This is a genomic window from Sphingobium sp. WCS2017Hpa-17, assembly GCF_031843765.1.
Classification (GTDB): domain Bacteria; phylum Pseudomonadota; class Alphaproteobacteria; order Sphingomonadales; family Sphingomonadaceae; genus Sphingobium.
Genome location: NZ_JAVTIV010000002.1, coordinates 146,439 through 170,998 on the forward strand (window position 1 = coordinate 146,439; position 24,560 = coordinate 170,998).

At 65.0% G+C, this 24,560-nt stretch carries 27 protein-coding genes; 12 read left to right on the forward strand and 15 right to left on the reverse strand.

Annotated features, from left to right (window positions below):
• Positions 1–117 precede the first annotated feature (117 nt).
• Complete coding sequence (locus tag RQH62_RS05000) at positions 118–2,505, forward strand: TonB-dependent receptor (RefSeq protein WP_311267649.1); 2,388 nt, start codon at positions 118–120, stop codon at positions 2,503–2,505.
• Between the two features lie 57 nt (positions 2,506–2,562).
• Here RQH62_RS05000 and RQH62_RS05005 read toward each other — a convergent pair whose 3' ends face one another.
• Positions 2,563–3,606 (reverse strand): aromatic ring-hydroxylating dioxygenase subunit alpha, encoded by a 1,044-nt coding sequence (locus RQH62_RS05005; protein WP_311267650.1) that lies wholly within the window; start codon positions 3,604–3,606, stop codon positions 2,563–2,565.
• Between the two features lie 82 nt (positions 3,607–3,688).
• Here RQH62_RS05005 and RQH62_RS05010 point away from each other — a divergent pair, with 82 nt between their 5' ends.
• The 3 genes from RQH62_RS05010 (at position 3,689) to RQH62_RS05020 (ending at position 6,218) form a co-directional block, all read left to right on the forward strand.
• Positions 3,689–4,234, forward strand: a complete 546-nt coding sequence (locus RQH62_RS05010) for a TetR family transcriptional regulator (RefSeq protein WP_311267651.1) — start codon at positions 3,689–3,691, stop codon at positions 4,232–4,234.
• A 101-nt stretch (positions 4,235–4,335) separates the two neighbouring features.
• Positions 4,336–5,805 carry an aldehyde dehydrogenase gene (locus tag RQH62_RS05015; protein ID WP_311267652.1) on the forward strand — a complete coding sequence of 490 codons (1,470 nt, stop codon included), beginning with the start codon at positions 4,336–4,338 and terminating at the stop codon, positions 5,803–5,805.
• A gap of 2 nt (positions 5,806–5,807) precedes the next feature.
• Positions 5,808–6,218, forward strand: coding sequence for a hypothetical protein (locus RQH62_RS05020; RefSeq protein ID WP_311267653.1), 411 nt, complete (start codon positions 5,808–5,810; stop codon positions 6,216–6,218).
• Between the two features lie 294 nt (positions 6,219–6,512).
• Here RQH62_RS05020 and RQH62_RS05025 read toward each other — a convergent pair whose 3' ends face one another.
• The 14 genes from RQH62_RS05025 to RQH62_RS05090 all read right to left on the reverse strand — a co-directional run bounded on the left by RQH62_RS05025 (position 6,513) and on the right by RQH62_RS05090 (position 19,467).
• On the reverse strand, positions 6,513–7,079 hold the full coding sequence (locus RQH62_RS05025; protein WP_311267654.1) for a hypothetical protein: 567 nt from the start codon (positions 7,077–7,079) through the stop codon (positions 6,513–6,515).
• Complete coding sequence (locus RQH62_RS05030; protein ID WP_311267655.1) at positions 7,069–8,766, reverse strand: glycoside hydrolase family protein; 1,698 nt, start codon at positions 8,764–8,766, stop codon at positions 7,069–7,071. The genes RQH62_RS05025 and RQH62_RS05030 overlap by 11 nt, the downstream gene beginning before the upstream one ends.
• A gap of 109 nt (positions 8,767–8,875) precedes the next feature.
• Positions 8,876–9,487: a hypothetical protein gene (locus RQH62_RS05035; protein ID WP_311267656.1), complete on the reverse strand. Its 612-nt coding sequence runs from the start codon at positions 9,485–9,487 to the stop codon at positions 8,876–8,878.
• Positions 9,484–9,942, reverse strand: a complete 459-nt coding sequence (locus RQH62_RS05040; protein WP_311267657.1) for a hypothetical protein — start codon at positions 9,940–9,942, stop codon at positions 9,484–9,486. The genes RQH62_RS05035 and RQH62_RS05040 overlap by 4 nt, the downstream gene beginning before the upstream one ends.
• Positions 9,939–11,240 carry a FliI/YscN family ATPase gene (locus tag RQH62_RS05045; RefSeq protein ID WP_311267658.1) on the reverse strand — a complete coding sequence of 434 codons (1,302 nt, stop codon included), beginning with the start codon at positions 11,238–11,240 and terminating at the stop codon, positions 9,939–9,941. Before RQH62_RS05045 ends, RQH62_RS05040 begins: the two co-directional genes overlap by 4 nt.
• Positions 11,230–11,835: a FliH/SctL family protein gene (locus RQH62_RS05050; RefSeq protein WP_311267659.1), complete on the reverse strand. Its 606-nt coding sequence runs from the start codon at positions 11,833–11,835 to the stop codon at positions 11,230–11,232. Before RQH62_RS05050 ends, RQH62_RS05045 begins: the two co-directional genes overlap by 11 nt.
• Positions 11,820–12,266 carry a hypothetical protein gene (locus RQH62_RS05055; RefSeq protein ID WP_311267660.1) on the reverse strand — a complete coding sequence of 149 codons (447 nt, stop codon included), beginning with the start codon at positions 12,264–12,266 and terminating at the stop codon, positions 11,820–11,822. The genes RQH62_RS05050 and RQH62_RS05055 overlap by 16 nt, the downstream gene beginning before the upstream one ends.
• The gene (gene sctJ, locus RQH62_RS05060) at positions 12,263–13,003 is read right to left on the reverse strand and encodes a type III secretion system inner membrane ring lipoprotein SctJ (RefSeq protein WP_311267661.1); all 741 of its coding nucleotides are present in this window, start codon (positions 13,001–13,003) and stop codon (positions 12,263–12,265) included. The genes RQH62_RS05055 and sctJ overlap by 4 nt, the downstream gene beginning before the upstream one ends.
• 22 nt (positions 13,004–13,025) lie before the next feature.
• On the reverse strand, positions 13,026–13,409 hold the full coding sequence (locus RQH62_RS05065; protein WP_311267662.1) for a hypothetical protein: 384 nt from the start codon (positions 13,407–13,409) through the stop codon (positions 13,026–13,028).
• Positions 13,406–13,720: a hypothetical protein gene (locus tag RQH62_RS05070; protein ID WP_120253229.1), complete on the reverse strand. Its 315-nt coding sequence runs from the start codon at positions 13,718–13,720 to the stop codon at positions 13,406–13,408. The genes RQH62_RS05065 and RQH62_RS05070 overlap by 4 nt, the downstream gene beginning before the upstream one ends.
• A 23-nt stretch (positions 13,721–13,743) precedes the next feature.
• A complete protein-coding gene (locus RQH62_RS05075) occupies positions 13,744–14,898 on the reverse strand; it encodes a hypothetical protein (RefSeq protein WP_311267663.1) in 1,155 nt (384 codons plus the stop codon).
• A complete protein-coding gene (sctC, locus tag RQH62_RS05080; RefSeq protein WP_311267664.1) occupies positions 14,895–16,724 on the reverse strand; it encodes a type III secretion system outer membrane ring subunit SctC in 1,830 nt (609 codons plus the stop codon). Before sctC ends, RQH62_RS05075 begins: the two co-directional genes overlap by 4 nt.
• Positions 16,721–18,685: a flagellar biosynthesis protein FlhA gene (locus RQH62_RS05085; protein WP_311267665.1), complete on the reverse strand. Its 1,965-nt coding sequence runs from the start codon at positions 18,683–18,685 to the stop codon at positions 16,721–16,723. Before RQH62_RS05085 ends, sctC begins: the two co-directional genes overlap by 4 nt.
• Before the next feature lie 2 nt (positions 18,686–18,687).
• Positions 18,688–19,467, reverse strand: coding sequence for a lytic transglycosylase domain-containing protein (locus RQH62_RS05090; RefSeq protein ID WP_311267666.1), 780 nt, complete (start codon positions 19,465–19,467; stop codon positions 18,688–18,690).
• Positions 19,468–19,970: 503 nt separating this feature from the next.
• Here RQH62_RS05090 and RQH62_RS05095 point away from each other — a divergent pair.
• From RQH62_RS05095 to RQH62_RS05130, 8 genes are read left to right on the forward strand one after another with little or no spacing between them, the layout of a single operon-like run.
• Positions 19,971–21,098 (forward strand): EscU/YscU/HrcU family type III secretion system export apparatus switch protein, encoded by a 1,128-nt coding sequence (locus tag RQH62_RS05095; protein WP_311267667.1) that lies wholly within the window; start codon positions 19,971–19,973, stop codon positions 21,096–21,098.
• Positions 21,095–21,415, forward strand: a complete 321-nt coding sequence (gene fliO, locus RQH62_RS05100; protein ID WP_311267668.1) for a flagellar biosynthetic protein FliO — start codon at positions 21,095–21,097, stop codon at positions 21,413–21,415. The genes RQH62_RS05095 and fliO overlap by 4 nt, the downstream gene beginning before the upstream one ends.
• Positions 21,412–22,137: a hypothetical protein gene (locus RQH62_RS05105; protein WP_311267669.1), complete on the forward strand. Its 726-nt coding sequence runs from the start codon at positions 21,412–21,414 to the stop codon at positions 22,135–22,137. Before fliO ends, RQH62_RS05105 begins: the two co-directional genes overlap by 4 nt.
• A gap of 23 nt (positions 22,138–22,160) precedes the next feature.
• Complete coding sequence (locus RQH62_RS05110; RefSeq protein ID WP_311267670.1) at positions 22,161–22,430, forward strand: FliM/FliN family flagellar motor C-terminal domain-containing protein; 270 nt, start codon at positions 22,161–22,163, stop codon at positions 22,428–22,430.
• A 5-nt stretch (positions 22,431–22,435) separates the two neighbouring features.
• Positions 22,436–23,086, forward strand: a complete 651-nt coding sequence (gene sctR / locus RQH62_RS05115; RefSeq protein WP_120253220.1) for a type III secretion system export apparatus subunit SctR — start codon at positions 22,436–22,438, stop codon at positions 23,084–23,086.
• Positions 23,079–23,351 (forward strand): type III secretion system export apparatus subunit SctS, encoded by a 273-nt coding sequence (gene sctS, locus RQH62_RS05120; protein ID WP_311267671.1) that lies wholly within the window; start codon positions 23,079–23,081, stop codon positions 23,349–23,351. Before sctR ends, sctS begins: the two co-directional genes overlap by 8 nt.
• Complete coding sequence (gene sctT / locus RQH62_RS05125) at positions 23,348–24,136, forward strand: type III secretion system export apparatus subunit SctT (RefSeq protein ID WP_311267672.1); 789 nt, start codon at positions 23,348–23,350, stop codon at positions 24,134–24,136. The genes sctS and sctT overlap by 4 nt, the downstream gene beginning before the upstream one ends.
• Positions 24,133–24,483 (forward strand): helix-turn-helix transcriptional regulator, encoded by a 351-nt coding sequence (locus RQH62_RS05130; RefSeq protein ID WP_311267673.1) that lies wholly within the window; start codon positions 24,133–24,135, stop codon positions 24,481–24,483. The genes sctT and RQH62_RS05130 overlap by 4 nt, the downstream gene beginning before the upstream one ends.
• The last annotated feature ends 77 nt before the right edge of the window (positions 24,484–24,560 follow it).

Below are 24,560 nucleotides of genomic sequence, written 5' to 3' on the forward strand. Positions count from 1 at the left end.
AGAGGATGACAGGATAAGGCAGGTGCATCGGCGCCGCCCCCGACCGGAACCCGACCACGCGGGTCCGGTGTCACCCCTTCCATGCCTGCGGCCGATCAGAAGAGGGAGGAAGAGATCATGTCCAACGGGAAGTGCGCATTTCGGGGCCATGTGGCGATGCTGGCGCTGGCCAGTGCGATGATAGCCGCACCGGCGCTGGCGCAGGACGCCACCGCACCGGAACAGCAGGCGGCGGATCAGGCCAATAGCGCCGATATCATCGTGACCGCCCAGTTTCGTGCGCAAAATCTTCAGGATACCCCGATCGCGATCACGGCCGTGTCGGCCGACACGCTGGCGGCGCGCAGCCAGACCAGCGTCACCGATCTGGGCCAGTTCGCGCCCAACGTCGCGTTGGCGCCGGCGACCAGCATCCAGGGCAATGCCGTGGCAGCCTTCATCCGCGGCGTCGGCCAGCTGGATGCCAGCTTTGCGCTGGAGCCGGGCGTCGGCATCTATATCGACGACATTTACTATGGCACCACCTTCGGCGCGGTGATGGACCTGACCGACCTGGAGCGGGTCGAGGTGCTGCGCGGGCCGCAGGGCACGCTGGCCGGCAAGAACAGCGTGGGCGGCGCGGTGAAGCTGTTCAGCAAGAAGCCGGACTCCACGCCGGGCGGCTTTGTCGAGGCGACCTATGGCCGGTTCGATCGGCTGGAACTGCGTGGCAGCGCCAATATCCCGCTGACCGACGACCTGTTCCTGCGCGTGTCGGGCGTGTCGAAAAATGTCGACGGCTATATGAAGCTGCTCGACTATGGCTGCGTCAATCCGACGTCGGGCATACCGGCCAGCAGCGGCAACAAGAATTGTCAGACTGGCACGGAAGGCGGCATCGACGTGATGGGCCTGCGTGCAGCCCTGCGTTATGCGCCGGCCGGGTCGCCGCTGGAAATCAACATCGTCGCCGATGTGTCCAAGGATAATAGCGAGGTCGTCGCGACCAAATTGCTCTATGCCGACAATCCGGCGGTGCGCAGCTATGTCGCGGGCGACGCGACCGCAGGCATCCCGTTCGACAGCCGTTTCCTGACCGGATCGAAAAGCTACACCTCCTACGCCACCTATGGCACGGGCGGCAATTACACGACCGTGTTCGGCATCCCGACCCAGATCGCGCCGGGCGGCTTTACGGCCAGCCCGACCAGCACGGTCAAGGCCTGGGGTGTGTCCGGCACGATCGACTATGACCTGTCCGACGCGCTGAAGTTGAAGTCGATCACCGGCTATCGCAGCGCGGACGGGACCAGCGCGATCGACGTCGATGGATCGCCGCTTGCCATCTTGTTGCAGCAATTCACCTATGGCCATGAGCAGTTTACGCAGGAACTGCGCCTCAGTGCCAATTTCAACGATAAGGTCGATCTGACGGTTGGTGGCTTCTATTATAAGGCAACCGACACGATCAAAGGGCGCAGCCAGATCCCGACTCTGCTGTTCGATTTCATGTCGGACGATGTCATCAAGAATCGCAGCATCTCGGCCTTCGCCCATGGCGAGTTCCATGTCACCGAAGCGTTCAACATCATCGGCGGCCTCCGCTACACCGACGATAAGAAGACCTATAGATACTCCCGCCGCAATGTGGACGGGACATTACCGAGCGGCGCCTTCTTCACGCCCAATTTCCTGCTGGTCGGGCTGGACGGTTTGACCGGCACATTCAGCGGCAACCGGCTCGATTACCGTATCGGCGTCAATTATCGCTGGTCGAGCGAACTCATGACCTATGCGCAGTTGTCGACCGGCTTCAAGGGGGGCGGCATCAACCCGCGCCCGTCTGCGCCCGATCAGGTTCAGAGCTTTGGCCCGGAAAAGCTGACCACCTATGAAGCCGGCTTCAAGGCGGACTTGTTCAGCCGCATGCTGCGCCTGAACGGTGCAGTATTCCTCAACAAATATAATGACATGCAGCTGGTCCGCTATCAGTGCCCGGAAAGCGTCGTCCTGTCCTGCTCGGTGCCGTCAAACGCCGGCGATGCCAACGTCTTCGGCTGGGAATTGGAGGCGCAGGTTCGTCCGGCGGATGGCCTGTCGTTCGATGCGTCGGTCGGCTATCTGGACTTCGACTATAAGAAGATCACCAATCCCGCGACCCTGGTGACGAAGGACATGATTGCACCCTTCATCAGCAAATGGCAGCTGTCGGCTGGCGTACAATATGAAGCGGACCTCGGCGGCAACGGTACGCTGACGCCACGGATCGACTGGTCCTGGCGCTCCAACTTCTATTATAATTCGGTCAACAACCCCTATAATCTGATCGATGCGCCCAGCCTGGTGAATGCGCGGCTGACCTATCAGGCGCCGGACAAGGACTGGTCGCTCAGCGCCGGCGTCACCAATGTCTTCGACAAATTCTACTATAATGGCGTGGCGGAAAATGTCGGCACCTTCGGCGTCGTGACCGGCACCGTCGGTCGCCCGCGCGAATGGACGGTCACGGCCAAAAAGAGCTTCTAAAAGTTCCTGTAGGGAAGGGGGAAGGCTCGTCCGCCATGCGCGGGCGAGCCTTTTTCATTATGCCGCTTCCGCTTCGTCTGTTTCGGCTCGCGCAAGGCGTTCGACCAGCCGGTTGAACAGGGTGACGCCGCGATCATGGACTGTGGGCATGATGCGTGGCGCCGGCGTCCGGTCGATCACGCGCTGCTGCGCCTCGATCATGACCTTGTCCTCGGTAAAGGCGCGATCGGCGAGCGTCATTAGCATGTCGCGCATGGCTTCGTCGCCATGGGCGCGATGCGGCCCCCAGGAAAAGAAATAGCGCGCCGTCGTGTCGCCGGTCGGAGTCACCGCCTGACTGGTGAAGGTGACGGCGCCGACGGCATCGGCATAGTCGGGCTTTGCGAAGCCGCACCGTTCGGCCGTGCCGGCTGAGAAGCTGCCGCTCCACATCAGCAATATACCGGGCAGCAGGAAATCATAGCTTTGCCAGCTGTCGATCAGGGCATCGCTCTTGCGCCGGCCGGGACCGTGGGTGCCGACCACCCAGCGCTCGAACCGCACCCCGCGCTCCAGCGGCGTGAGGCGCGGGCGTTCGTCCGCAAATTCGGGGCCGGCGCCGAAGCTCTCAGCATGGACATAGCTCAGATGGCTGAAGTCGAGCAGATTGTCGTTGATGAGCCGCGCTTCGGCCGCATAGTCGAGGAAGCCACGGCCCAATATATAGTCCGGATCGTCGAAGCCGACCGCCGGCGGAATCAATGCCGGATCGGCAAGGGCCGGGTCGCCCATCCAGACCCAGACCCAGCTATGGCGCAGTTCGACGGGATAGCTGCGCAGGCGGGCCTGCGGCGGGATCATGTCCTGTCCCGGTATCTGCACCACCGCGCCATCCGCATCGAACAGCAGGCCATGATACATGCAACGCAGCCGCGCGCCTTCGCAACGACCAAGCGACAGCGGTGCCAGCCGATGCACGCAACGGTCCTCGAACGCGACCAGCCGGCCGTCTGCCCGCCAGATCACGATCGGCTCGCTTAATATCGTTACGCCCTGCGGCTTGTCCGGTTGCAGATCCTGCTCCCAGGCGGCGACATACCAGGCATTGCGCACATAGGCCATTTCGACTCTCCCTCATTATTGAACAATGTTCAATGAACGTTGTTCAATTGTCAAGATGCGCGCCATGGGGCAAGAGAGGAGGGTGAAGATCAGACAGGAAGAGATTGTCGAAGCGGCGCTGACGCTGGTCGACGAACAAGGGCTGGGCGCGCTCAACATGCGCGCGATCGCGGCGCGTCTGGGGGTGCAGGCGTCGGCGCTCTATTGGCATTTTCCGTCAAAGACGGTGCTGATGCGCGCGATGGCGCAAAGTTTTCATGCACGCGCGCTGGCGGCGGCGGGTGCGGGGACGGCGAAGGATTGGCGTCGATGGCTGATCGACTATGGCGCTGCGCTGCGGCGCGCATTGCTCAGTCATCAGGGATCGGCGCTGCTCTGCGCGACGGCACGGCCTGCGCCGGATACGGCGGCGATGGCAGGCGACCTGCTGGCTGCACCGCTGATGGCGCAGGGCCTGTCGCGTGCGTACGCGCTCAGTTGCCTTGCCTCGATCAACGCGCTGGTGCTGGGCTGGGCGGTCTACGAACAGAGCGAGGCGATGCACGATCATCTGGCCGAGATGATCGGTTTTGACGAGAGTTTCGCGCTGGGGCTGGAGGCGATGGTGTCGGGCTTTCGCGTCGATTGACCCGTTGCAATAATAATAACGTTCGTTATGGTGCGATGGTGATTCAAGCCAGCCGCATGTCCAGCAAGGGCGCGGCGGCGACAAGCAGAAGAGGATAGACCATGACCCCAGACGCCGTCCGCATCGCCCATCCCGACAAGCTGTTCATCGGTGGCGCCTGGATCGATTCGACGGGCGATGGCGTGATCGAGATCGTGTCGCCCAACAGCGAAGAGGTCGTCGCCCGCGTCGCCGACGGGACGGAAGCAGACATGGACCGCTCCGTCGCCGCCGCGCGCAAGGCGTTCGATGAAGGGCCGTGGTCGACCATGGCGCCGGTCGAGCGGGGTGCAATTGTCCGTCGCATGGGCGCGGAACTGGAAAAACGCGCGCCCGAACTGGCGGCGGCCTGGACCGCGCAGGTGGGTGGCCTCGCCAGCTTCGCACCGGTCATGACCGGCGGCGCCACCGCGACGCTGATGGCGATCGCCGGCTATGCCGACAGCTATCCTTTCGTGGAGCGGCGCCCCTCGCACATGGTCGATACCGCGATCGTGGTGCAGGAGCCCGCCGGCGTGGTCGCAGCGATCGCGCCGTGGAACGCGCCCTATGGCATCATGTCGGCCAAGGTCGCCTATGCGCTGGTTGCCGGCTGCACCGTCATCATGAAGCCCTCGCCCGAAACCCCGCTGGAAGCCTATATCATGGCCGAAGCGGCGGAAGCGGCCGGTGTGCCGGCGGGCGTGGTCAATCTGGTTGCGGCCGGGCGGGACGCATCCGATCATCTGGTGCGCAATTCCGGCATCGACAAGGTGACGTTTACCGGATCGACTTTGGCGGGCAAGCGGATCGGCGAAGTCTGCGCGGGTCGTGTGGCGCGCTGCACGCTGGAACTGGGCGGCAAGTCGGCGGCGATCGTGCGTGACGACTTTCCGATCGAGGTCGCCGCCGCGATCCTGGGCAACACCATCACCATCATGAGCGGGCAGGTCTGCGCGATGTTGAGCCGCGCGATCGTGCCGAAGCATCGGCATGACGAACTGGCTGATGCCATCGCCAAGGTCATGCAGGGTATCCGTATCGGCCATAGCGACGCAGCGGACACGCAACTCGGCCCGGTGGCGATGAAGCGCCAGCTGGAACGGGTAGAGGAGTATATCGCGTTGGGTCGCGAGAGCGCTGACCTTGTCACCGGCGGCAATCGGCCTGCGCACATGAACAAGGGCTATTTCATCGAGCCGACCCTGTTCGCCAATGTCGATAATAGCAGCCGCATCGCGCAGGAGGAGATTTTCGGCCCGGTGCTCTGCCTGATCCCGGCGGAGGATGAGGAGGATGCGATCCGTATCGCCAATGACAGTGCCTTTGGCCTCAACGGGTCGGTGCTGACCAATGACGCCGACGCCGCCTATCGCATCGGCCGGCGCATCCGCGCGGGTGGTTTCGGACAGAATGGCATGAAGCTGGAATTTGGCCTGCCCTTTGGCGGGTTCAAACAGTCGGGTATCGGCCGTGAAGGCGGGGTGGAGGGACTGTATCCCTATCTGGAAACCAAGACGATCCTGCTCGACGCCGCGCCTGCGGGCTTCTGAGCATGATCGCCCTTGACGCGCAAGGTCACGGAACCGGTGGGGCCTTCACTGCCGCTCGGATCATCTTCGGCGGCTGGTTTCTCTTTTCGGGGGTGGAATATTTCACTCCCTTCGATCTTCAGCCGCTCGGCAATACGGCGCTGGCGCAGGAATTCACCCTGGCATTGATCCATTCCGGCCTGTTCGCTTGGATCAAGGTGATGGAGGTGGTTGCCGCGCTGCTGATACTGGCGAACCGGGCGGTGTTGCCGGCAGCGCTCGCCTGCGTGCCGCTCAACATCGTGATCGGCTATTGGAATTTCGTGCTCGATCCCGGCGTCGTCGAATATGCGTTCGGGATCGTGACCCTGTTGCTCAACGCGATCCTGCTCTGGCCGTGGCGGCAGGAATTGATCGGGCTGCTGCGCTGGTAGCGGCCGAAGGTCACGCGAAGAAAGCGACCGCCCGCACCTTGATATTCGACCGGATGTTCGTATCCGGCAGTCTGCTATCGTGGCAGGGGATGTGCGGGCAGCGAAGCGTGACGCAGGGATCGCTACCCCGCCACTGCATGCCGACCTGACGGTCAGATCAGCCGACTGAGCGACAGTCCCGCTGACGTTCGCGCGTTGCCGGGCTGTTGCATGGCTATCTGCTGAAAGGCAGTCATTACGTGTTTTCGACCGTTAACCTGCCTGTCTCCTTTTGGCCCGTCCTGCGCGCGCCCGTTATATTTTCGCCAGCAACAGCATCGCACCGTCATACCAGCTCATCGCGATGCGCCCGTCCGGTGCGGACAGGATGATCGCGCCGCCGGACGCTTCTGGCCCCCATTGTCCATCGTCACATTCGACGGCGTGGGGATCGGGCCGATCGATATGGAGAGCTTTGGTCTGGGCGGCGAATTGTTGCGCATAATCCTGCGCCGCCGCGCCGGTCTGCCGCGCCGTTACCGGGCCGTCGCACTGGTCGGACAGCGTCGCACCGGCGATATCCTTTCCACCGACCCACATCAACCGTTCCGCCGAGATGTCGAGCAGCCGGCCCATATAGGCCGGATCATCCTTTACCAGCGCCTGCACGCCCCCTTCCGGCACCGCGACGCCCACCACTTTCCATCGGCCTGCCATCGTCGCGAAGTCGATCCGCGATGCCGCCGGGTCCAGTGGCGGGGCCGCGTTCGTTGCAGGGGCAGGGAGAGCGGCATCGGCCTGCTCATTCGCGCTGGATGGACCGCTACCGCAGGCCGCGAGCGTCAGCGCGATGGGCAGGAGGATCGAGTGTCTAGCGTGCATTGACCAGAACGTAGCTGAACGCCTGCTGCCCGCCAAGCGCGGCCATGAAATCGTTGAACTGCGCCTTGGGCAGCGTCTGGCAACCCGCCGACCATGTATTGGTCGCGCCGCCCTGATGGATCAACATGCTGGTGCCCGCGCCCTTGCTGTCGATCCGGTTGGCATCGGCGGCGGTGAAGCGCCCATCCTGATTGGTATCGCGCTCCGCCACCTGTGTCTGCGTCGCCCGAAAGAAGGTGTTGCCCAGGAAATTGCCCGCCTGCTGGGTGTAGCGGATCGTCCCGGCTTGCAATCGGCCCAGATCCATCTTCCCGTCGCCGTTCATGTCGGTATGCGATCCGCGCGATGCCTTGGGACCGTCCCAGCCATATTGGCCCGATGGCTCGGTATTGCCGTCGAAAACCTTCGCCTGATAGCGGCCGGCATCATCTTTCCACACCACGGCGATCTGGTCGTCATAGACGCCCTTGCCGCCATTGGCGCCGGTATCCGTGTCGGTGCGCAGCGCGACCACCACTTTCTTGCCCGCAGCCAGATCGGCCTTGGCCTGCGCATCGCCTTTTGTCGCGATCGTCGCGGCCAGCGCATCGGGACTGGTGCCGGTGGATGCGGCTGCCGGCTTGTCCTCCACCGCCTCGGCCGGCGTCGCCAGCGCAGCGCCCGGCGCGTTGAACAATGTCACTTCATCGGCACGGCGGTTGATCAGGCCTTGCGACACCTGGCCTTCCGACTTGTTCCACCATGTCATCGCCTCGGCCGCGCCCTTGGCATCGCCTGCGTTCAGCCGGGCCAGCGCGGTCGATCCGGCAAAACCATCCTTCCCGGTACCGATATTATAGGCAAGGCTGGTCATCGCATCGAACTGGCTCTGCGTCACCGGCACCTTGATCAGGTCGCGCACCTTGGCGGCATAGGGTTCGACGGTCTGGCGCAGTAACGCCTTCTCCTGTGTCGCGGACAGCGAGATCAGCCCCTTGTTCGCGGCGGCAAAGTCGCGCGCGGCGCTGCCGGTCAGACCCGCGCCTTCGCCCGCCTTGCGCGCGGCCGCCGGATCGACACCGATTGCGGTCAGATCCCGCTCGATCGTCGCGGCATCGCGCCCCTTCATGTCGTAACCCGGCCCCAGCGTCACGCCGCTGCCGGCCTTGGGCCAGTGCAGATGGTTGCTGACGCCCGCCTGTGCCTCATGATTGTAAATGAAATCCATGCCCTTCTGCGACAGGCCCGACGCGGATGTGGTCGCAGTCGCGACCAGGGCATCAGTCGGCTTGGCCTGCGTGGCGACCTGCGGTTGCAGCCGCCCGGTTTTCACTACGCCCAGCTTCAAATCCTGCCCGATCGCGAGCTTGTTCGGATCGGCCAGATGGTTGAGCTTCGCCAGCCCCTCTACGCTATGCCCCGTCTTCGCCGCGATCGCGCCCAGCGTGTCGCCCTTGCGCACCGTATAGCTTTGCGGCGTGGCCGGCGCTGCCTCGCGCGCCTGCTGTCGGGGCTGTGTCTGCGGGGAAGCGAAGCGATCCAGCACCGAGGGACTGGCCAGCAATTTGTCGAAGTCGGAGACGATGCCGTCCAGCCCCAGCGTCTCCGCCAGCGAACCAAGCCCCTCCTGTATCTCCTTGCCCAGCGTGTCGAGCCAGTTGCCATTGCCGCTATTGCTACTGGTGGCTGTGTCGATCGTGCCGGCCATATCCATTCTCCTGCGCGTCCCGTGATAAGCTGGGAGACTAGGCCGGTACGGCGGGAGAGGCCCTAAGCGATCCGATTAGGAAGCTGAGCGATGCGATTAGGAGAGCGCTCTAGATACGGTCCACCGTCGCCTCGATCCCGCGCGCGCGCAGCCGGGCCTGTAATTGCTTCAGCGTCTCCTGCTCGCCATCGCCGCGGCTGCCCAGGTCGATATTGACCGACAGGCCGCCATCCTGGCTGTCGATCACCACCTGATCCGCGCGCCACTGGTCGCCGGGCAGCGCCAGATGCGACTGGGCCGATGGCGCAAGACCGGCATCGAGCCGGGCGACGAACGCCGCAAACTGGCCGGCATCGGCTGCCGGCGCGGCACTGGGCATGGCAGCGGCGGGCACATCCTGCGTCACGACCGGTGCCGCCGCCGCCGCGCCACCCCGGCCATCCTGCCCGCCGGCCTCATCCTGCTTTTTGCTGGCTGGCCGCTCGCGAAAGGGCAGGGGCACCAGCGGCGATTGGGCCGGGGATGGTGTCGATTGCGGACCATCTTCCGCCGTTTTCTGCGGTTTGGCCGATGCCGGGCGGCTATCCTTGCCCTTGCCCTTGCGCGCCAGTGCGTCGCGAAAACGGTCGGCCGCCTCGCTGTCGGGGCACCCCTGCGCCACCTGCCGATCAGGGGATTGCAGCGCGCCCGGCTGCGTAACCGTCTGGATCGGGGCGCTCATGCCAACGCCACCTTCGGCATGGGGGGCACATCATCCTCTGCCCGCCGCGCGATCTGCCGCTTCCACTGCCGCATCGCACGTTCCAGTTCGCCGAGGATCGCATCATGCCGCGCCTGCGCCCGCAGCCATTCGCGCTTCAGCTGATCGGCCAGCTGCCGCGCCTCCTCCAGCGTGGCGCGGGCCTGCGCGCGCAGCTGCCGTGCGGCCTCCGCCCTGGCCTGGGTCGCATGGGCATGCAGCCGCACCAGCGGATCGCACGGCTGTTTCGCCTGCTGTGCCACTGCCTGCTCACAGGTGGAAAGGGCGCGGGAACAGGCATGTGTCGCAGCATCCTCCTGCGCCTGTGCCGCTGCCACTTGCGCCCGCGCCTGCGCCACCTCCCGCTCGCATCGGTCCAGGTCGCGGCGGCGCAGGCGCAATATGGTCTTCAGTCCGTCGATTACATTGTCGCTCATGCTTCAAATCCCCTCAACAAGGTGCGGGTCATCACCATCGGCACCGCCTCATGGGTCGGCTGCCGTAAAAACCCGTCCAGTTCGTCGCGCCGGGCGATGGCGCGGTCGGCCAGCGCATCCTGGCCGGGCTTGTAATCGCCCACCTGCAACAGCAATTCGATCTCGTTCAGCTTCGCCAGCATCGCGCGGAAAGACAAAGCGGCGCGCCGTTCGCCATCCCCGACCAACTGCCCCATCAACCGGCTCTGGCTCACAAGCACGTCAATCGCCGGATAATGACCGCGCGCCGCCAGCTTGCGTGACAATATGACATGGCCGTCGAGCAGCGAGCGCACTTCCTCGCCGACCGGATCATCCTCCTCATCCTCCAGCAACACGGTATAGATGCCGGTAATCGCGCCATGCGCGTCGCAACCCGTCCGCTCGAACAGCCGCGGCAGTTCGGCAAAGACGGAGGGCGGAAAGCCCCGCCGCACCGGCGGCTCGCCCGACGCCAGCCCGATCTCCCGCAGCGCACGGGCAAAGCGAGTCACCGAATCCATGAGCAGCAGGACATGCTTGCCCTCCGCCCGAAACCCCTCGGCGATGGCGGTGGCGGCATGGGCGGCCCGCGCCCGCTCCAGCGCCGGCCGATCGGATGTGGAGGCGATGACGACGGAGCGCGCCAATCCTTCCTCGCCCAGATTATCCTCGATAAACTCGCGCACTTCGCGCCCGCGCTCGCCGATCAGGGCGATGACGATGACGTCCGCCTGCGCCTGCCGCGCCAGCGTGCCCAGCAGCGTCGACTTGCCCCCGCCTGCCGCCGCGAACACGCCGATGCGTTGTCCCCGGCCCAGCGGCAGCAGCCCGTCGATCGCGCGCACGCCGGTTTCGACCTGCGTGTCGATCCGCTGCCGCTCCATCGGATTGGGCGCAGCGGCGTAGAGCGGCTGGGTCGCCGATGCATCGACAGGGGGAAGGCCGTCGAGCGGCTGCAACCGTGCGTCCAGCACTCGCCCCAGCAACGCGCTCGACACCGGCACCCGATCCTCGCCGACGCGCACGGTGACTTCTGTCTCGCCCGACAGGCCACGCAGGTCGCCCAGCGGCGCCAATATCGCCTCATGCTCGGACAGTCCGACCACCTCGGCCAGCAAGCTGTGGCGCCCGGAAGGACTGGACAATTCACAGATGTCGCCGATCCGCACGGTCACGCCGCTCACCCGGATCGCCGTGCCGATCGCGCCGCGCACTCGTCCGCGCTGCTCGAAAGCGGGGCCGGCCGCCAGCGTCTCGAACAGCGCATCAGTCCGCATCGACCAACTCCCAGCGCCGCGCGAAGGACTGCATCTGCACGTCCAGATCGGCGACGATCCGGCCATCCGGCGCGGTCAGCCGGCACTGGTCGTCGGCCAATCCCTCCTGCATCCGCACCGCCACCTCGACCGCGCTTGGCCGATCGGCAAAGGCGCGCTCGACATGGGGCAACATGGCTTCCGACACGTCCACCAGTATCGGCCCACGCGACCCCAGTGCCTCGACGGCGCGCTGGGCGATGGCGGCAATCCGCTCCTCATCGGCCAGCGCCCCGACCATCTGCCGCAGCGCCGCCAGCGCAAGCGCCGCCATATCCTCGTCGCGCTGGGTCCGGTCCGCCTCTACCTGTTCCGTCAGGGTGGCGATGGCCTCAGCAAAGGCGGCGCGCCCGGCCTGCGCACCCGACGCGCGCCCTTCCGCTGCCGCGACCGCCTGCGCGTGCGCCAATGCTTCGGCCTGTCGATCGTGTAGCAACCGTATATCGGCCAGCAACGTCGCCGCTTCCGCCACCGGCGCGCGTTCCGATCCGCGCAGCCAGGGCCGATCGCTGGCCAGCAGGCTCAGCCCATCGGCATGGATCAGATGGAAGGCCATGCGCCCGCCTCCTTGAGCAATATTTCGGCTGCGCCCAATCGCCCGGCCGCTTCCTCATCCGCCTCCGCCGCGACCAGCAGCCTTTGCGCATCGACACTCATCCGATCGATAGCGGGCAACGGATCGCGCCCACCTTCGGCGACAGTCATCACGCGCTCCAGCACATCGGCCCCGACCAGATCGGCATAGCCGCGCAGCTTCGCGCCCTCAATCGTGCGAGACAGGGCGGATCGGCCCGCGATCAGCAGCGCCACCATGCCCACCATCTCGCGCCCATCTGCGTCCAGCACCGGCCAGCGTGGCATCGCATGGAGCGTAGCGAAACACGGCCGCACCACGCCGTGCGCCAGAAACCGCTCTCCGCGCGATCGCGCCCAGCCGCCGCGCGCCGCCAGCCGGCCCATTTCCGCTCTCGCCGCTGCGCCACTCATGAAGGCTGCTCGCCCTGTGCAGGCACCACCGGCAATCGCGCCGTTCGCCGCCGCCAGAACAGCGCGACCAGTCCGCCTATGCCCGCCAGCCCTAGCAGGATACGGCTGGCCCAACTGTCGAAGCTGGCGGTCAGGATCGACTGTTCGGGCGGCGGGGCGGCCTGGCTCGGCACCATCACCACTGACACCTTGTCGACCGCCAGCCCCTCGATACTGTTCGTCACCAGCGACTTGATCGCCCCGGTCTGTCCGCGCAGATCGAAGCCCGGCTGATATTTAACGAAGACGGCTGCCGATGCAGGCTTCACCTGATCCGACAGCGGATCGGCCTGCGGCATGGCAAGGTGGACGCGTGCCTGCACCACCCCGTCAATCTCGCTCACCGTGTGGCTCAATTCCTGGCTCAGGCCATAGATCAGCCGCGCCCGCTCTTCGGTGGGAGAGGAAACCAGCCCCTTCTTCTCGAACAGGCTGCCCAGATTGGCGAAATCTTCGCGCGGCAGGCCCTTGGCCCGCAGCAACTGGATCGCCTTGGAAAAATTGTCGCGATCGACCGCGACGCTCCACTGCCCATCCTTGTCGGCGGATTTGCTCGCGTCGATATGCGCGTCGCGAAGCGCGGCGATCATGTCGTTGGCCTGGGCTTCCTTCAGATGCCCGTAAATTTCTTGGCTCCCGCACCCCGCCAGCGCAAGCGCGGCGAGGAGCGGGAGGGCGGCTTTCCCGATCGCGTGCATCGGCCTTCCTCCCTCTCCTGTATCAGCCTTGCTGACGGAACAGCTGTTGCACGCCATCCGCACTGCGGTTGGCGATGTTGGACGTCAGCTGGCAATGGAACATGAATTCCTGGCATCGCATGGTCAGCTGGACGATCTCACCGGGGGTCATCTCGCCGCCGTTGCTCTGCGCGGTGCGGGCATAATCGGCGACCGACTTGGCCTCACCATTCACTTTGTCCAGCGTACCCAGCATTTCGCGCATCGCCGGCGCCATATCCTTGCCGCCCATATGCTCGCTGGCCGCGGTCTTGAGCGACGCAGCGAAATCGGCAGCCGCATCCTGTCCCGCCTGCTGGGGCATGGCCGGCGCCAGCTCGACCATGCGCGCCGGCACCGCCTGCATGGTAAGCGCCTCGACGCTCATTGCTTGCGCGCCATGGTTTCCAGCGCCTTGGACACGCTGTCGATCGAACTGTGCGAGCTGTTGGCCAGGAAGCTCATCTTCATCGATTCCGCCGTCAGCTGGGTGATCTGCGACGGATTGTCGCCGCCCGAATTGGCCACGATGTCGGACCGCTGCTCGATCGCGGCGGCCTGCGTGTCGAGCGCCTTGCCCCAGGCGGACGCGAACGCCTCGAACCAGTTGGCCGGGCTGTCGTCCTGCCGCATCCGTCCGCCCGTCAATGGCGTGGCGGCGATGCTGCTCAGGTCGGCGTTGGATATGCTGTTGCTCATCTCATCTTCTCCTTCGTTCAGCTTCAGGGGGTGATTTGTTCGACGCGGCCGTCCTTTTCGAAGGTCACGCCTTCGGGCGCGACGGCCAGCAATTTATGCCCGGTCGGCAGTGTCGATCCGGGGAACCAGCGGGAACCGTCTGCGGTCAGGATATGCGGCGGGTCGGTGACGATCGTCGCCAGCCCCGCGCCACTCTGGGTGAAAAAAGCCTGCAAGGGGCTGGCGTCCAGACTGTCATCCACCTTGAACCCCACCGCGCTGACCGCCGGCAGATCCTTCTTCAATTCCGCGCTCAGCGCCTGCTGCCTGTCCTGCGGCATATAGCCGGCGCTCACCACCAGCGCGCCCGGCTGGGCCGGGGTCACGTGCGCGGCGACGCCCTTGGTCTGGAGCAGGTCGGTGGCGGCATCGGCCAGCGCCGGCCCGGTCTGCGCATCCACGATTACGCCGTCGCCGCTCTGCACGGCCAGCGCGCGCAGTCGGCTCAGTTCATCCTCGTCCCGCACCACGCCGGTCACCGCCAGCGATCCGTCCGGCGCGCTATTCACCTTCACCGCTGGGAAGCCGGCCCGCCGTACCTCCCGCTGTAATGCGGTCCGGTCGCCCTTGCCGCCCGTCACCAGATCGCCCAAAGGCTGCGCGGCGGCCACGCCCAACAGGCAGATACAGCCTGCCGCCACCGTCAGTCGCATCGTCTTCCGGTCGATCCGGCCCAGATGCTCGCGCCCCATGTCCAGCAGCCGATCGACGATGCGCGGCGCCTGCAATGGCCCCACCGCGCTGCCCACCGGCATGTCGGCGATCGCGCCTGCATCCGCCCAGCGCGCCGAAACCGGCGCACCATGTGCGACCAGATATTCGCCGATGCGGATCGGCAGATAGGCGGGCAGCACCGCCTGCTCGCCGGCCGCCAGTGTGCGGCCGAGCAGTTCGACCTGCCCTTGCAACACCCGCAATTGCGCAGCATCGGGCGTCAGACTCATCTCCACCGCGCAATCGCGCGTCCCGGCGCCGCGCAGCACCACATCATTGCCCAGCCCATGACCGATGCTCAGCCTCTCCCGCCCATCCAGCGGAAAAGCCTTGCCCGACAGCCGGCCCGACAGGATTTTCAGCACCCGCCGGCTCACGGCGGCGGTGCGCGGATTGTCGATCATGGACAGGGTGGCGGCGGTCATTCCAATACCTCCCGATGATTGTTGGCCTGCGGCACACGGGTCACGGCCCCCAATTTGGTCGGCTCGGTACCCGGCGCCCCGGACGCTACGCCGGGCATCTCCATCCGGTTGATGCGCGGCGAAATCAGGAACAGCCGCTCGATATGCTGGCGCTTCTTGGTCCGGGTCTTGAACAATTCGCCCACGATCGGGATTTGCCCCAGCACCGGAATCGCGCTTTCCGCGTCGGCATCGGCGTTGACGGTCAGCCCGCCCAGCAACAGGCTTTCGCCCTCGGCGATCAGGGCCTGCGTATCGACGCTGGCCCGCTCGATCACCGGGATGCGATCGACCGTGCCGTCCAGCAGCGACCCGTCCTCGACATGCACCACCATGCGGATGCGCGGCTGGCCGCCATCGACCAGCACATGCGGATTGACGCGTAGCACCGTGCCGGCGGTCACGTTGAACAGGTCGACCTGCCGGTCGCCGGCCACCCGGACATAGAAGGTGCGGGTCCGGTCGAACACCGCCTCTACATTGGACAGCGTCATCAGCTGTGGCCGCGACACGACCTTGGCCGCGCCCTTTTCCTCCAGCGCGTTGATGCGGAACAGTAATTCGTTGCTCGCCCCGATCGCGCCGGACAGGGACAGGCCACGATTGGCCTGACCCGTGCCGGAAATCAGCGCGTCGCGCAGCGGATTGCCCGTCCGCCGCACCACGTCGCCGCCAAACAGCGCGCCCCAGTCGCCACTGTTGAAGCGCCAGTTGATGCCCAGTTCGCGCAACTTGTCGACATTGATGTCGATGATCGTCGCTTCCAGTTCCACCACCTGCGGCGCGACGTCCAGCGACCGCACCAACCCTTCATAGGCGGGCATATTTTCCGGCCGGTCGCGGATGATGACGGCGTTGAGCGACGGATCGACCGTGATGCGCGGCCCGGTGCGTGGCGGCGCCTCGACGACGATCTGGTTGGGGCCGTTGCCGCCGGGCAGGCCCAGATAATCCTCGTCATCATTGTCATAAGGTGTGGATTGGGAGTCCCCCGGCCGCACGCTGTCCAGCCCCCGACCCAGCAGGCGCGGAGCGGATTGCCGCACCTTCTGCTCGCCATAGGAGCCGGTGACGCTGCCGATCGGCTGCCCGTCACCCATGATCCGCGACACGGTGGTCGCTACGCCCGGCACCCGCACCGACCGGTCGCCGCTATTCATCGTCGTGTCGTCGGCGCGGGCATAGCGCAGGTAGAAGACTCGTAGTTCATAGGGTTCAATCCCGCCCGGCGTCATCGGCGCCTGCTGCACCATGCCTGGCGCGATCGCCACCGATCCGGGTTGTTGCCGCACGGCGGTGCGGGGCAGGGCGGATGCGATCTGCTGCACCTGATCCAGGAAGCGCGGCACGCCGGTCGCCATCACCGCCTCGGCCGACGTGATGCGCACTCGATTTGTGGCGTCCCCCAGCTGCCCGCGCGATACCGCGCCGGACAGGTCGGCCGCGCGGCCCGATGCGACCGTCATCGTCCGGCTCTGCACGTCATTGGCGTTATAGACGGTGACGACCGCCCCGTCATAATAAGCGATCAGGTTGAACGCGCTCGACACCTGCCGCCAGATGTCGGCGGGATGCCCCGAAAAACGACCGTTGATCTTGCCCGTGACCGTCCCTGCCACCGCGACCCGCAGGCCGGACGCGGCAAAGAACTGGTTCAGGAAATCGGTCGCCGGCTGGTCGCGGGCGGACAGGCTGACCTTCTTGTCGCCAAAGGGCGGCTCGGCCGCCTGTACCGGGATACAGGCCAGCGCGATCGCGGCGGCGCAGCTTGCAAGGACGCGCTTCATGCCGCCGCCTCCATCTGCTCTTCGATCGCATCGGGCGTCCGGTCCAGCGTGCCGACCACGTCCAGCGGCAATGCCGGTGTCAGCTCGTTGTAGCAAAGGATGGGCAGGCCGAAGAGGTCGCCCGCCGTCAGCTGGCGCAGCGGCCGGCGCAGATCATAGGCGGTCACGACCGCGCGCGCGCCGCATTTGGTTGCCTCGCTACGGATCATGCCGATCAGCGTGCGCGCCTGATCGGGCGCCATGGCGAGGTGCTGAACCCCTTCCACCGCTTGCAAACTGTCGCGGAAGAACCGCTCCAGCCGCCCGCCTACCACCATCACCGGCAGGCGATTGTCCGCCATGTGCGGCGCGGTGATGTAGCGGCGCAGCGCCACGCGGGTCCGGTCGGCGATCGGCACGGCATTGCGTTCCGATTGGCCGATCTCGGCAATGGCTTCCAGTACGTCGCGCATGTTCCGCAAACACACCTCCTCTTCTGCAAGCAGTCTCAAAATCTCCGCAATTCTGGGGCTGGACACCGCGCGCACCACTTCCTTGACCAGGTCGGGATAATCGGCGCCGATGCGGTTCAGCATCGCAGTGGTTTCCTGAAGGCCCAGGAACCGGCCGGCATGGCGGCGCAACAGCACATCGACCGCCGCTGCCATCACATCCTCCAGCGGGCGTTCGCCATCGGCCACACCCGATCCCACCGGCGCCTCATAGGCGAGCAAGGCCCAGCGTCCGGCTTCGCCCTCCGGCAGCAGTCTGGTGGTCATCTCGCCCGTCGGTATGGGCAGGCCCAACCGCGCCTGCACGCCCTCGATTGTGGTGACGAAGCGCGCGCGCAGCTTTTCGGCCCGTTCGGCGTCCAGCCCCGGCGCGGCGATTTCCAGCACCAGCGGACGCACCGGGCGCGGCGCGGCGGGGGCCGCCTGCAACGTTTCGGGCAATGGCTTTTCGCTTGTGTCGAACCGGGCGGTCTTGCCCAATATCCACGCCTTGGATGCGGGATGCTGCCATGCCGCCGCGCTGCCCAGTGCCAGCGCGATGCCGATAAACACGGCCGCCGGGAAACCGGGGATCAGCGCCATCAGCACGCACAATATCGCGGCCGGCACCAGCACCTTGGGCTTGCTGCCGATCTGGTGCGCGATGGCGGGGCCAAGGCTGCCATCGCGGCTTTCATCCGTGGTCCGTGTGACCAGCAGGCCGGCGGCCATGGCGCTGAACAGCGCCGGGATCTGTGCGACCAGCCCGTCGCCGATGGTCAGGATCGAAAAGACCTGCATCGCCTCGCCGGCATCCATGCCATGGCTGAAGACGCCGACGGCCAGACCCCCGATCAGGTTGACGAGCACGATGACGATGGAGGCGATCGCGTCGCCCTTCACGAACTTCATCGCGCCGTCCAGGCTGCCGTGCAGCTTGCTCTCCATCTCCAGCGTGCGGCGTTTCTCGCGCGCCTCATCCTTGCCCATCAGGCCGGAACGCAAATCGCTGTCGATCGACAATTGCTTGCCGGGCATCGCGTCCAGGCTGAAGCGCGCCGCCACTTCCGCGACCCGCTCGGCGCCTTTGGAAATGACGATGAACTGCACGATGGTAATGATCAGGAAGACGACCAGCCCGACGATCAGATTGCCGCCCGCCACCATCTGGCCGAACTGCTGGATGATATGCCCGCCCTCTGCGGTGGTCAGTATCATCCGCGTCGTCGCGATCGACAGCGACAGACGAAACAAAGTCGTCAGCAACAATACTGTGGGAAAGGTCGAGAAATCGAGCGGCTTGGATATGTGCAAAGTCGACAAGAGCAGCAGTAGCCCGATCGCGATATTGGTCGCGACCAGCATGTCGATGACCAAAGTCGGCAGCGGCAGGATCAGCAGCGCAACGATCGCCACGACGCCTATGATCAGCATCAGGTCGGCTGGGCGAATGGCCCCGCGCGGGATCCGGGACAGGATAGAGGTCGCCATGTTCATTGACCCACTCCGCCGCGCAATGCGGCATAGCGTCCCATCACCTTGACGACATAATCCTGCGTCTCGCGATAGGGCGGGATGGCATTGCCATATTTGGCGACCGCGCCTTCGCCGGCATTATATGCCGCCAGGATCAGGTTGAAATCCTTGCCATATCGGCCCTGCAACGACTTGAGCAGCCGGGCGCCCGTGTCGATATTGGTGGCCGGGTCGTAAAGCGCCGTCGTCGCCACGCCGAAGCGGGCGCCGGTGCCGGGCATGATCTGCATCAGCCCGCGCGCGCCGGCATGGGACAGGGCCTGCGGCTTGTAGGTGGATTCCTGCCCGATGATCGCATGCAGGAACAGCGGGTCGATGCGGTGCGCACGGGCGCTGGCCAGGATATGCGCATTGAAGCCAGGATCGATCCGACCCAGCCGGATCGGACGATCCAGCATGGCGTTGATCCGTTCGGTTCCCGGCGGCGGCTCGGCCAATCGCTCGTCGTTACGGACGGCACGGCGCTTACGCGCCTTGGCGGCCTTGTCTTCCTTTACGCCGATGATGCGCGCCACATTGGGTTGGGCGCGGATCGGCGCCTTGGGCGCGATCACGATCCGTGCAGCGCAGCCCTGCAACGCCATATAGTGGCTTGCACTGGCGTCGTCGGCGACGCGCAGCCTGTCGTTGAGCGGGCATGACTTGAAGTCGATATCCCGCCAACTTGTGGTTTCTCCCGCCAGGGCAGGAGCAGCGACAGTAAAAGCTACGAATATTACCGGAATCCGTAGCGTCATGTGCGAACATAAACGCATGGTGACGATCTCCCATCTGGTGACGTCCACACACCAAATTCTCGATTCGTCTTCAGCAGTAAAAAGTCAGGTAATTACGGATATTTACTTGATAATCTGACAGCGCTGTATCGCCGTCGAACGGCCGCTTTGTTGCGCTGTGTTGCAGGCATGGCCACAATTAGGAGACAGGCTGTGGCGACGAGGCGATGAACGGAGCCAAAAGCAAAATTCTTATGGAACCGTGACATAAGCGTCACTTGCATATGACGATATGATGAAAATCCGTGTCGCTGTCGTAACATCGCTCTGCGCAAACGTTTCACCCCAATTCCGAAGCGCAGGGTTGACGAAGCAGCACTTGTTCTGGACTTTTACTTCCGTCCACACACGCGGTTCATATTCTGTGCTTGCCTGTTTCTCTTGGTACTTATCGGCACAGTTTCAATCACTTCCGACCGAAAAATGCAGGCCGTTCAATCGGCTATAACTTGTGTGGAGCAGTCATGGCCGACAAGAATGACGGCGGCGACAAGACCGAAAAACCGACCCCCAAGCGGCTGCGCGACGCGCGGCGCAAGGGCGATGTCGCAAAATCGAAGGATGTCGGCCCCGCCATCGGCATGATCCTCTGGTTCCTGCTGCTGCTCTTCGCCGCCGGCTATGCGGGCGGACAGATCATGGTGCTGATGACCGACACGGTCGGCACGGCCACCACCATGCCGTTCGATCGTGCCGCGCCGGTGCTGGGCTGGGCCGCCTTCGCCGTGCTGGTGTCGGCCAGCCTGCTGATCCTGGGGCCGGCCGCCATCATCGGCGTGCTCGCCGAGTTCCTGCAAATTGGCGCGCTGGTCACGACTGAGAAACTCAAGCCCTCGCTCGAAAAGCTCAATCCGATGGAAGGGTTCAAGCGCATGTTCGCGCTCGACAATCTGGTCGAGCTGCTGAAAACCGTGATCAAGGCGACCCTGATCCTCACCATCGCCATCATCATCCTGTGGCGCTCGGCCGATGGCTTCATCAGCCTTATCCAGACCGCCGGCTGGTCACCGGTCGAGCGCCATGGCGAGAAGGTCGCGGGCGCGATGCTGTCGCTGATGCGCTCGATGACGATTCAGCTTTTCGCCTGGACCTGCGCCATCTTCCTGCTCGTCGCGGGCGCGGACCGCTTCTGGCAGCAGCACCGATTCATCAAGAAGCTGCGCATGAGCCGCCGCGACATCAAGCAGGAACATAAGGATAATGAAGGCGATCCGATGCTGCGTGCCCAGCGCCGGCAACTGCATGAGGAATGGGCGAACCAGAATGCCATCGGCGCGGCCAGCGGCGCGAACGTGCTGCTGACCAACCCGACCCATCTTGCCATCGCGCTCGACTATGATCCTGAAAATACCCCCGTGCCGATGATCGCGGCAAAGGGGGAGGGGCCGCTGGCTGCCGCCATGCGAGGCGAGGCGGAGCGGATGGGCGTGCCCATCGTCCGCAATATCGGCCTCGCTCGCGCGGTCTGGGCAGAAAGCGAAGTCGGCGGGCCGATCCCGCGCGCCCATTTCGATGCGATCGCCGAAATCATCCTGTGGGCGAAGCGCGCCCGCGACGGTCTGGAAACCGCAATCCGGGAGGATGCTGAATGAATGCCGGAACCTTCTTCCTCAGCCTGTTGGCGGTCGTGCTGGCGCTGGCGGTGGTGCTGGGCCTTGCCTGGGTCGCGATCCGCCTGCTGCGCCGCTGGAACGATCATGTTCAGGGCGGCGGTGGGGACGGGAATGATCCGCCCATCCGCTTCCTGCGCGCCATGGCGGTTGGCCAGCGCGAACGCCTCACTTTGGTGGAGGTGCGCGGCGAAGTGATGCTGGTCGGCGTCACTGCTGGTGGGATCAGCCTGCTGGCGCGCTGGCCGGACGGGCCAATGCCCGACATCGCCACCACACCGGGCCGGATCTTCCCATGACGGCGTTTGAGAAACCCCGTTTCCCGGCCCTGTCCGTGGAAGAAGCGCATCTGCGCCACGCCTTGCTCGCCGCCCTCAATGGCCGTCGGGTTGGGGGTGCGTTGTTGCGCGCTCACATCCCCAACACCGTTCGCCCTGAGCCTGTCGAAGGGCTGCCCTCGTCTTTGGACCTACAAAGCAACACTCCGACACACTCAGTCCCAACCAATACCGACTGGTTCCGCTGCGCCGAAGATCTCGCCTTCCGTCTCCATCGCCTCGACGGCCACCCCGTCCGCACCGACGCGACAGATGGCTCCGCCATGGCCATGCTGCTCGACGCCGCCAACCCGCTGCTCTGCGAAATCGAGGCGGCACTTGGCCTGACCCTCGACCCGACCGACATTGGCCAGCGCCCGCTCGCCGCTACCCTCATCGCCCACATCAGCCTGCACGACGGCCCGTCGCCGGTCGCCGCCATGGACCTCGCTCTGTCCCCGGACACGCCGATCCTGCCGGTCCCCGCACCCTTCGCGCCTGCGCTGCTCGGGCATATCCCGCTGCCCGCCCGCCTTCTGATCGACGGCCCGCGCCTGTCGCCCACCGATGCCGCCGCGCTCGCGCCCGGCGACTTGCTCCTGCTGGGTATCGCGCCGCTGATGGCCGGCGTCAGCCTGCCCGGCGCCCCGGTTGTGCCCGGTCGCATCCTGCCTGCGGAACGGCTGTTCCGGCCCATTCCATGATCGCCACAAGAGAGGACGAAGCCATGCAGATCCATGCCGACGCCCCGACCACCGACACCGCTTTCGCGCCGGATTCCTTCGCGGTGCAACTCCGCTTCGAACTGGATCAGGCCGACATTCCGCTCGCCCGGCTCCAGGCCTTGCAGGAAGGCGGCATCCTCCCGCTCCAGGATCGCGACGGCACGCTCGCCGTGCGCATCCTCGCGGGCAGCCGTGCCATCGCCACCGGCCAGATCGTCTCGGTCGGCGACAGCTATGCCGTCCTGATCGAGTCCGTCCTCAAGGAGGGCTGAAGCCCATGGATGTCTCCGCCTTCACCCCCGGCAGCGCACTGGTCGTCGTCGTCCTCATCGCGCTCGCACCCTTCTTCGCGGTCATGGTGACCAGCTTCACCAAGATCGTCGTCGTCCTCTCATTGTTGCGCAATGCACTTGGCCTGCAACAGGTGCCACCCAATGTCGTGCTGAACGGCATGGCGCTCGTCCTGTCGGTCTATGTCATGTATCCGACGATGCAGCAGATGGCGACGGCCTCGGGTCAGCAGGCGGTGCCGACCCAGACGTCGGAAATCTTCTCCGCCGCCGACCGCGCGAAGGAACCGCTGCGCGCCTTCCTCATCAAGCATAGCGCCGCCGACGAACGCGCCTTCTTCCTGCGCACGCAGCAGCGGGTGGCAAAACAGTCCGGCACCGCCGCCGCCAGCGCCACCGACTTCATCGTGGTCGTCCCCGCTTTCGTCGTGCGCGAACTGACCGTCGCCTTCCAGATCGGCTTCCTTATCTTCCTGCCCTTTCTGGTGATCGACCTCGTCATCTCCAACATATTGCTGGCGATGGGCATGATGATGCTGTCCCCCGTCACCATATCCCTGCCGTTCAAGATATTATTGTTCGTGCTGGTCGACGGCTGGGTAAAGCTCTCGCATGGACTGGTGCTCAGCTATGTCTGACGCGATCATCCGCATGACGATCGACGCACTGTGGCTGGTGCTCTTGCTGTCCGCCCCGCCCATCGTCGCGGCCTCGGCCGTCGGCCTGCTGGTGGCGCTGGTGCAGGCGGCGACCCAGCTTCAGGAACAGACGCTGCAATATACGCTGAAATTCTTCGCGATCGTCGCCACCCTGTTCCTCACTGCCTCGCTGCTGGCCGGTAGCCTGTACCAATATGGCAACACCATATTCACCGAATTTCCCGCGATGGTACGCTCTTCATGATGCAGGGCGTACCCGGCTGGACGGGTGAACTGATCCTGGTTGGCATCGCGTCGGCCCGCTTCGGCTTCGCCTTCATCATGATCCCGCTCTTTGGCAAGGATACGATCCCCGCGACCGTGCGCAACGGCATCATCCTGACCTTCGGCGGCATCGCCTTCGCGCTTCAGCCCAATTTCATGGTGCAGAATATCGGCACTTTCGGCTGGGCGGCAATGATCTTGCGGGAGGCCGGGATCGGCGTCGCCATCGGCTTCTTCTTCGGCACCATCCTCTGGGCGATGCAGGCGGCGGGCGAGATCGTCGATGCTAAGGTCGGCGCCACCATCGGCCAGCTGATCGATCCCAATAGTGGGGGCCAGGTGTCGCTCACCGGCGCCCTGATGGAACGGCTCGCCCATGTCCTCTTCGCGGCATCGGGCGGCATATTGCTGCTGGTCGCGACCATCATGGAAAGCTTCGCCGTCTGGCCGATCGCGCAAAGCTGGCCGCGCCTCGATCCGCACAGCATGATTCTGTTCGAAGGGGAGTTCGGCCGGCTGATGGCGCTTGCCCTCATCTTCGCCGCGCCTGTCCTCGTCATGCTCTATGTTGTCGATGCGGCGCTCGGCCTGCTCAACCGCTTCGCCCAGCAATTGAATGTCTTCTCCCTCTCGCTTTCGATCAAAAGCTGGGCCGCCAGCGCCCTGCTGCTTGTCATAGTGCCGTTGCTGGCACAGGCGGTCATCATGGATTTGTCGACCCGGCAGGATGTCGTCCGCGCCGTGGCAAGGGCCTTCGCCCGATGACCGCCGCCGACGAGGAAGAGGAAGCCCGCCTGCGCGAACTGATGCGCCTGTTGCGACAGGCGGACGCGCGCGCGGCGGACGAAGACGTTCCCGTCGGCGAATATCGCATCCCCCGCTCGCGCGTGCCGAACCGGCATTTGACCGGCATCGGCGCGCTGACGAAGACGGAGGTGGCAGTGATGCGCTTCCTCGGCTGGGGCCGGGCCAATGCCGACATCGCGACGCTGCTGGTCATCAGCGAGAATACGGTGCGCGTTCACCTCAACAATATGTGCCGCAAGCTGGAGCTGGACGGGGTGCGCGAACTCAATGCGCTTGCCGGGCTGCTGTTTCACCCGCTCACCTAATCGGATCGCTTATGGCCCTAGTCGGATCGGGGAGGGCGGACGGCGCAATAGGGGGGCATACAGGATGGTGACACGGC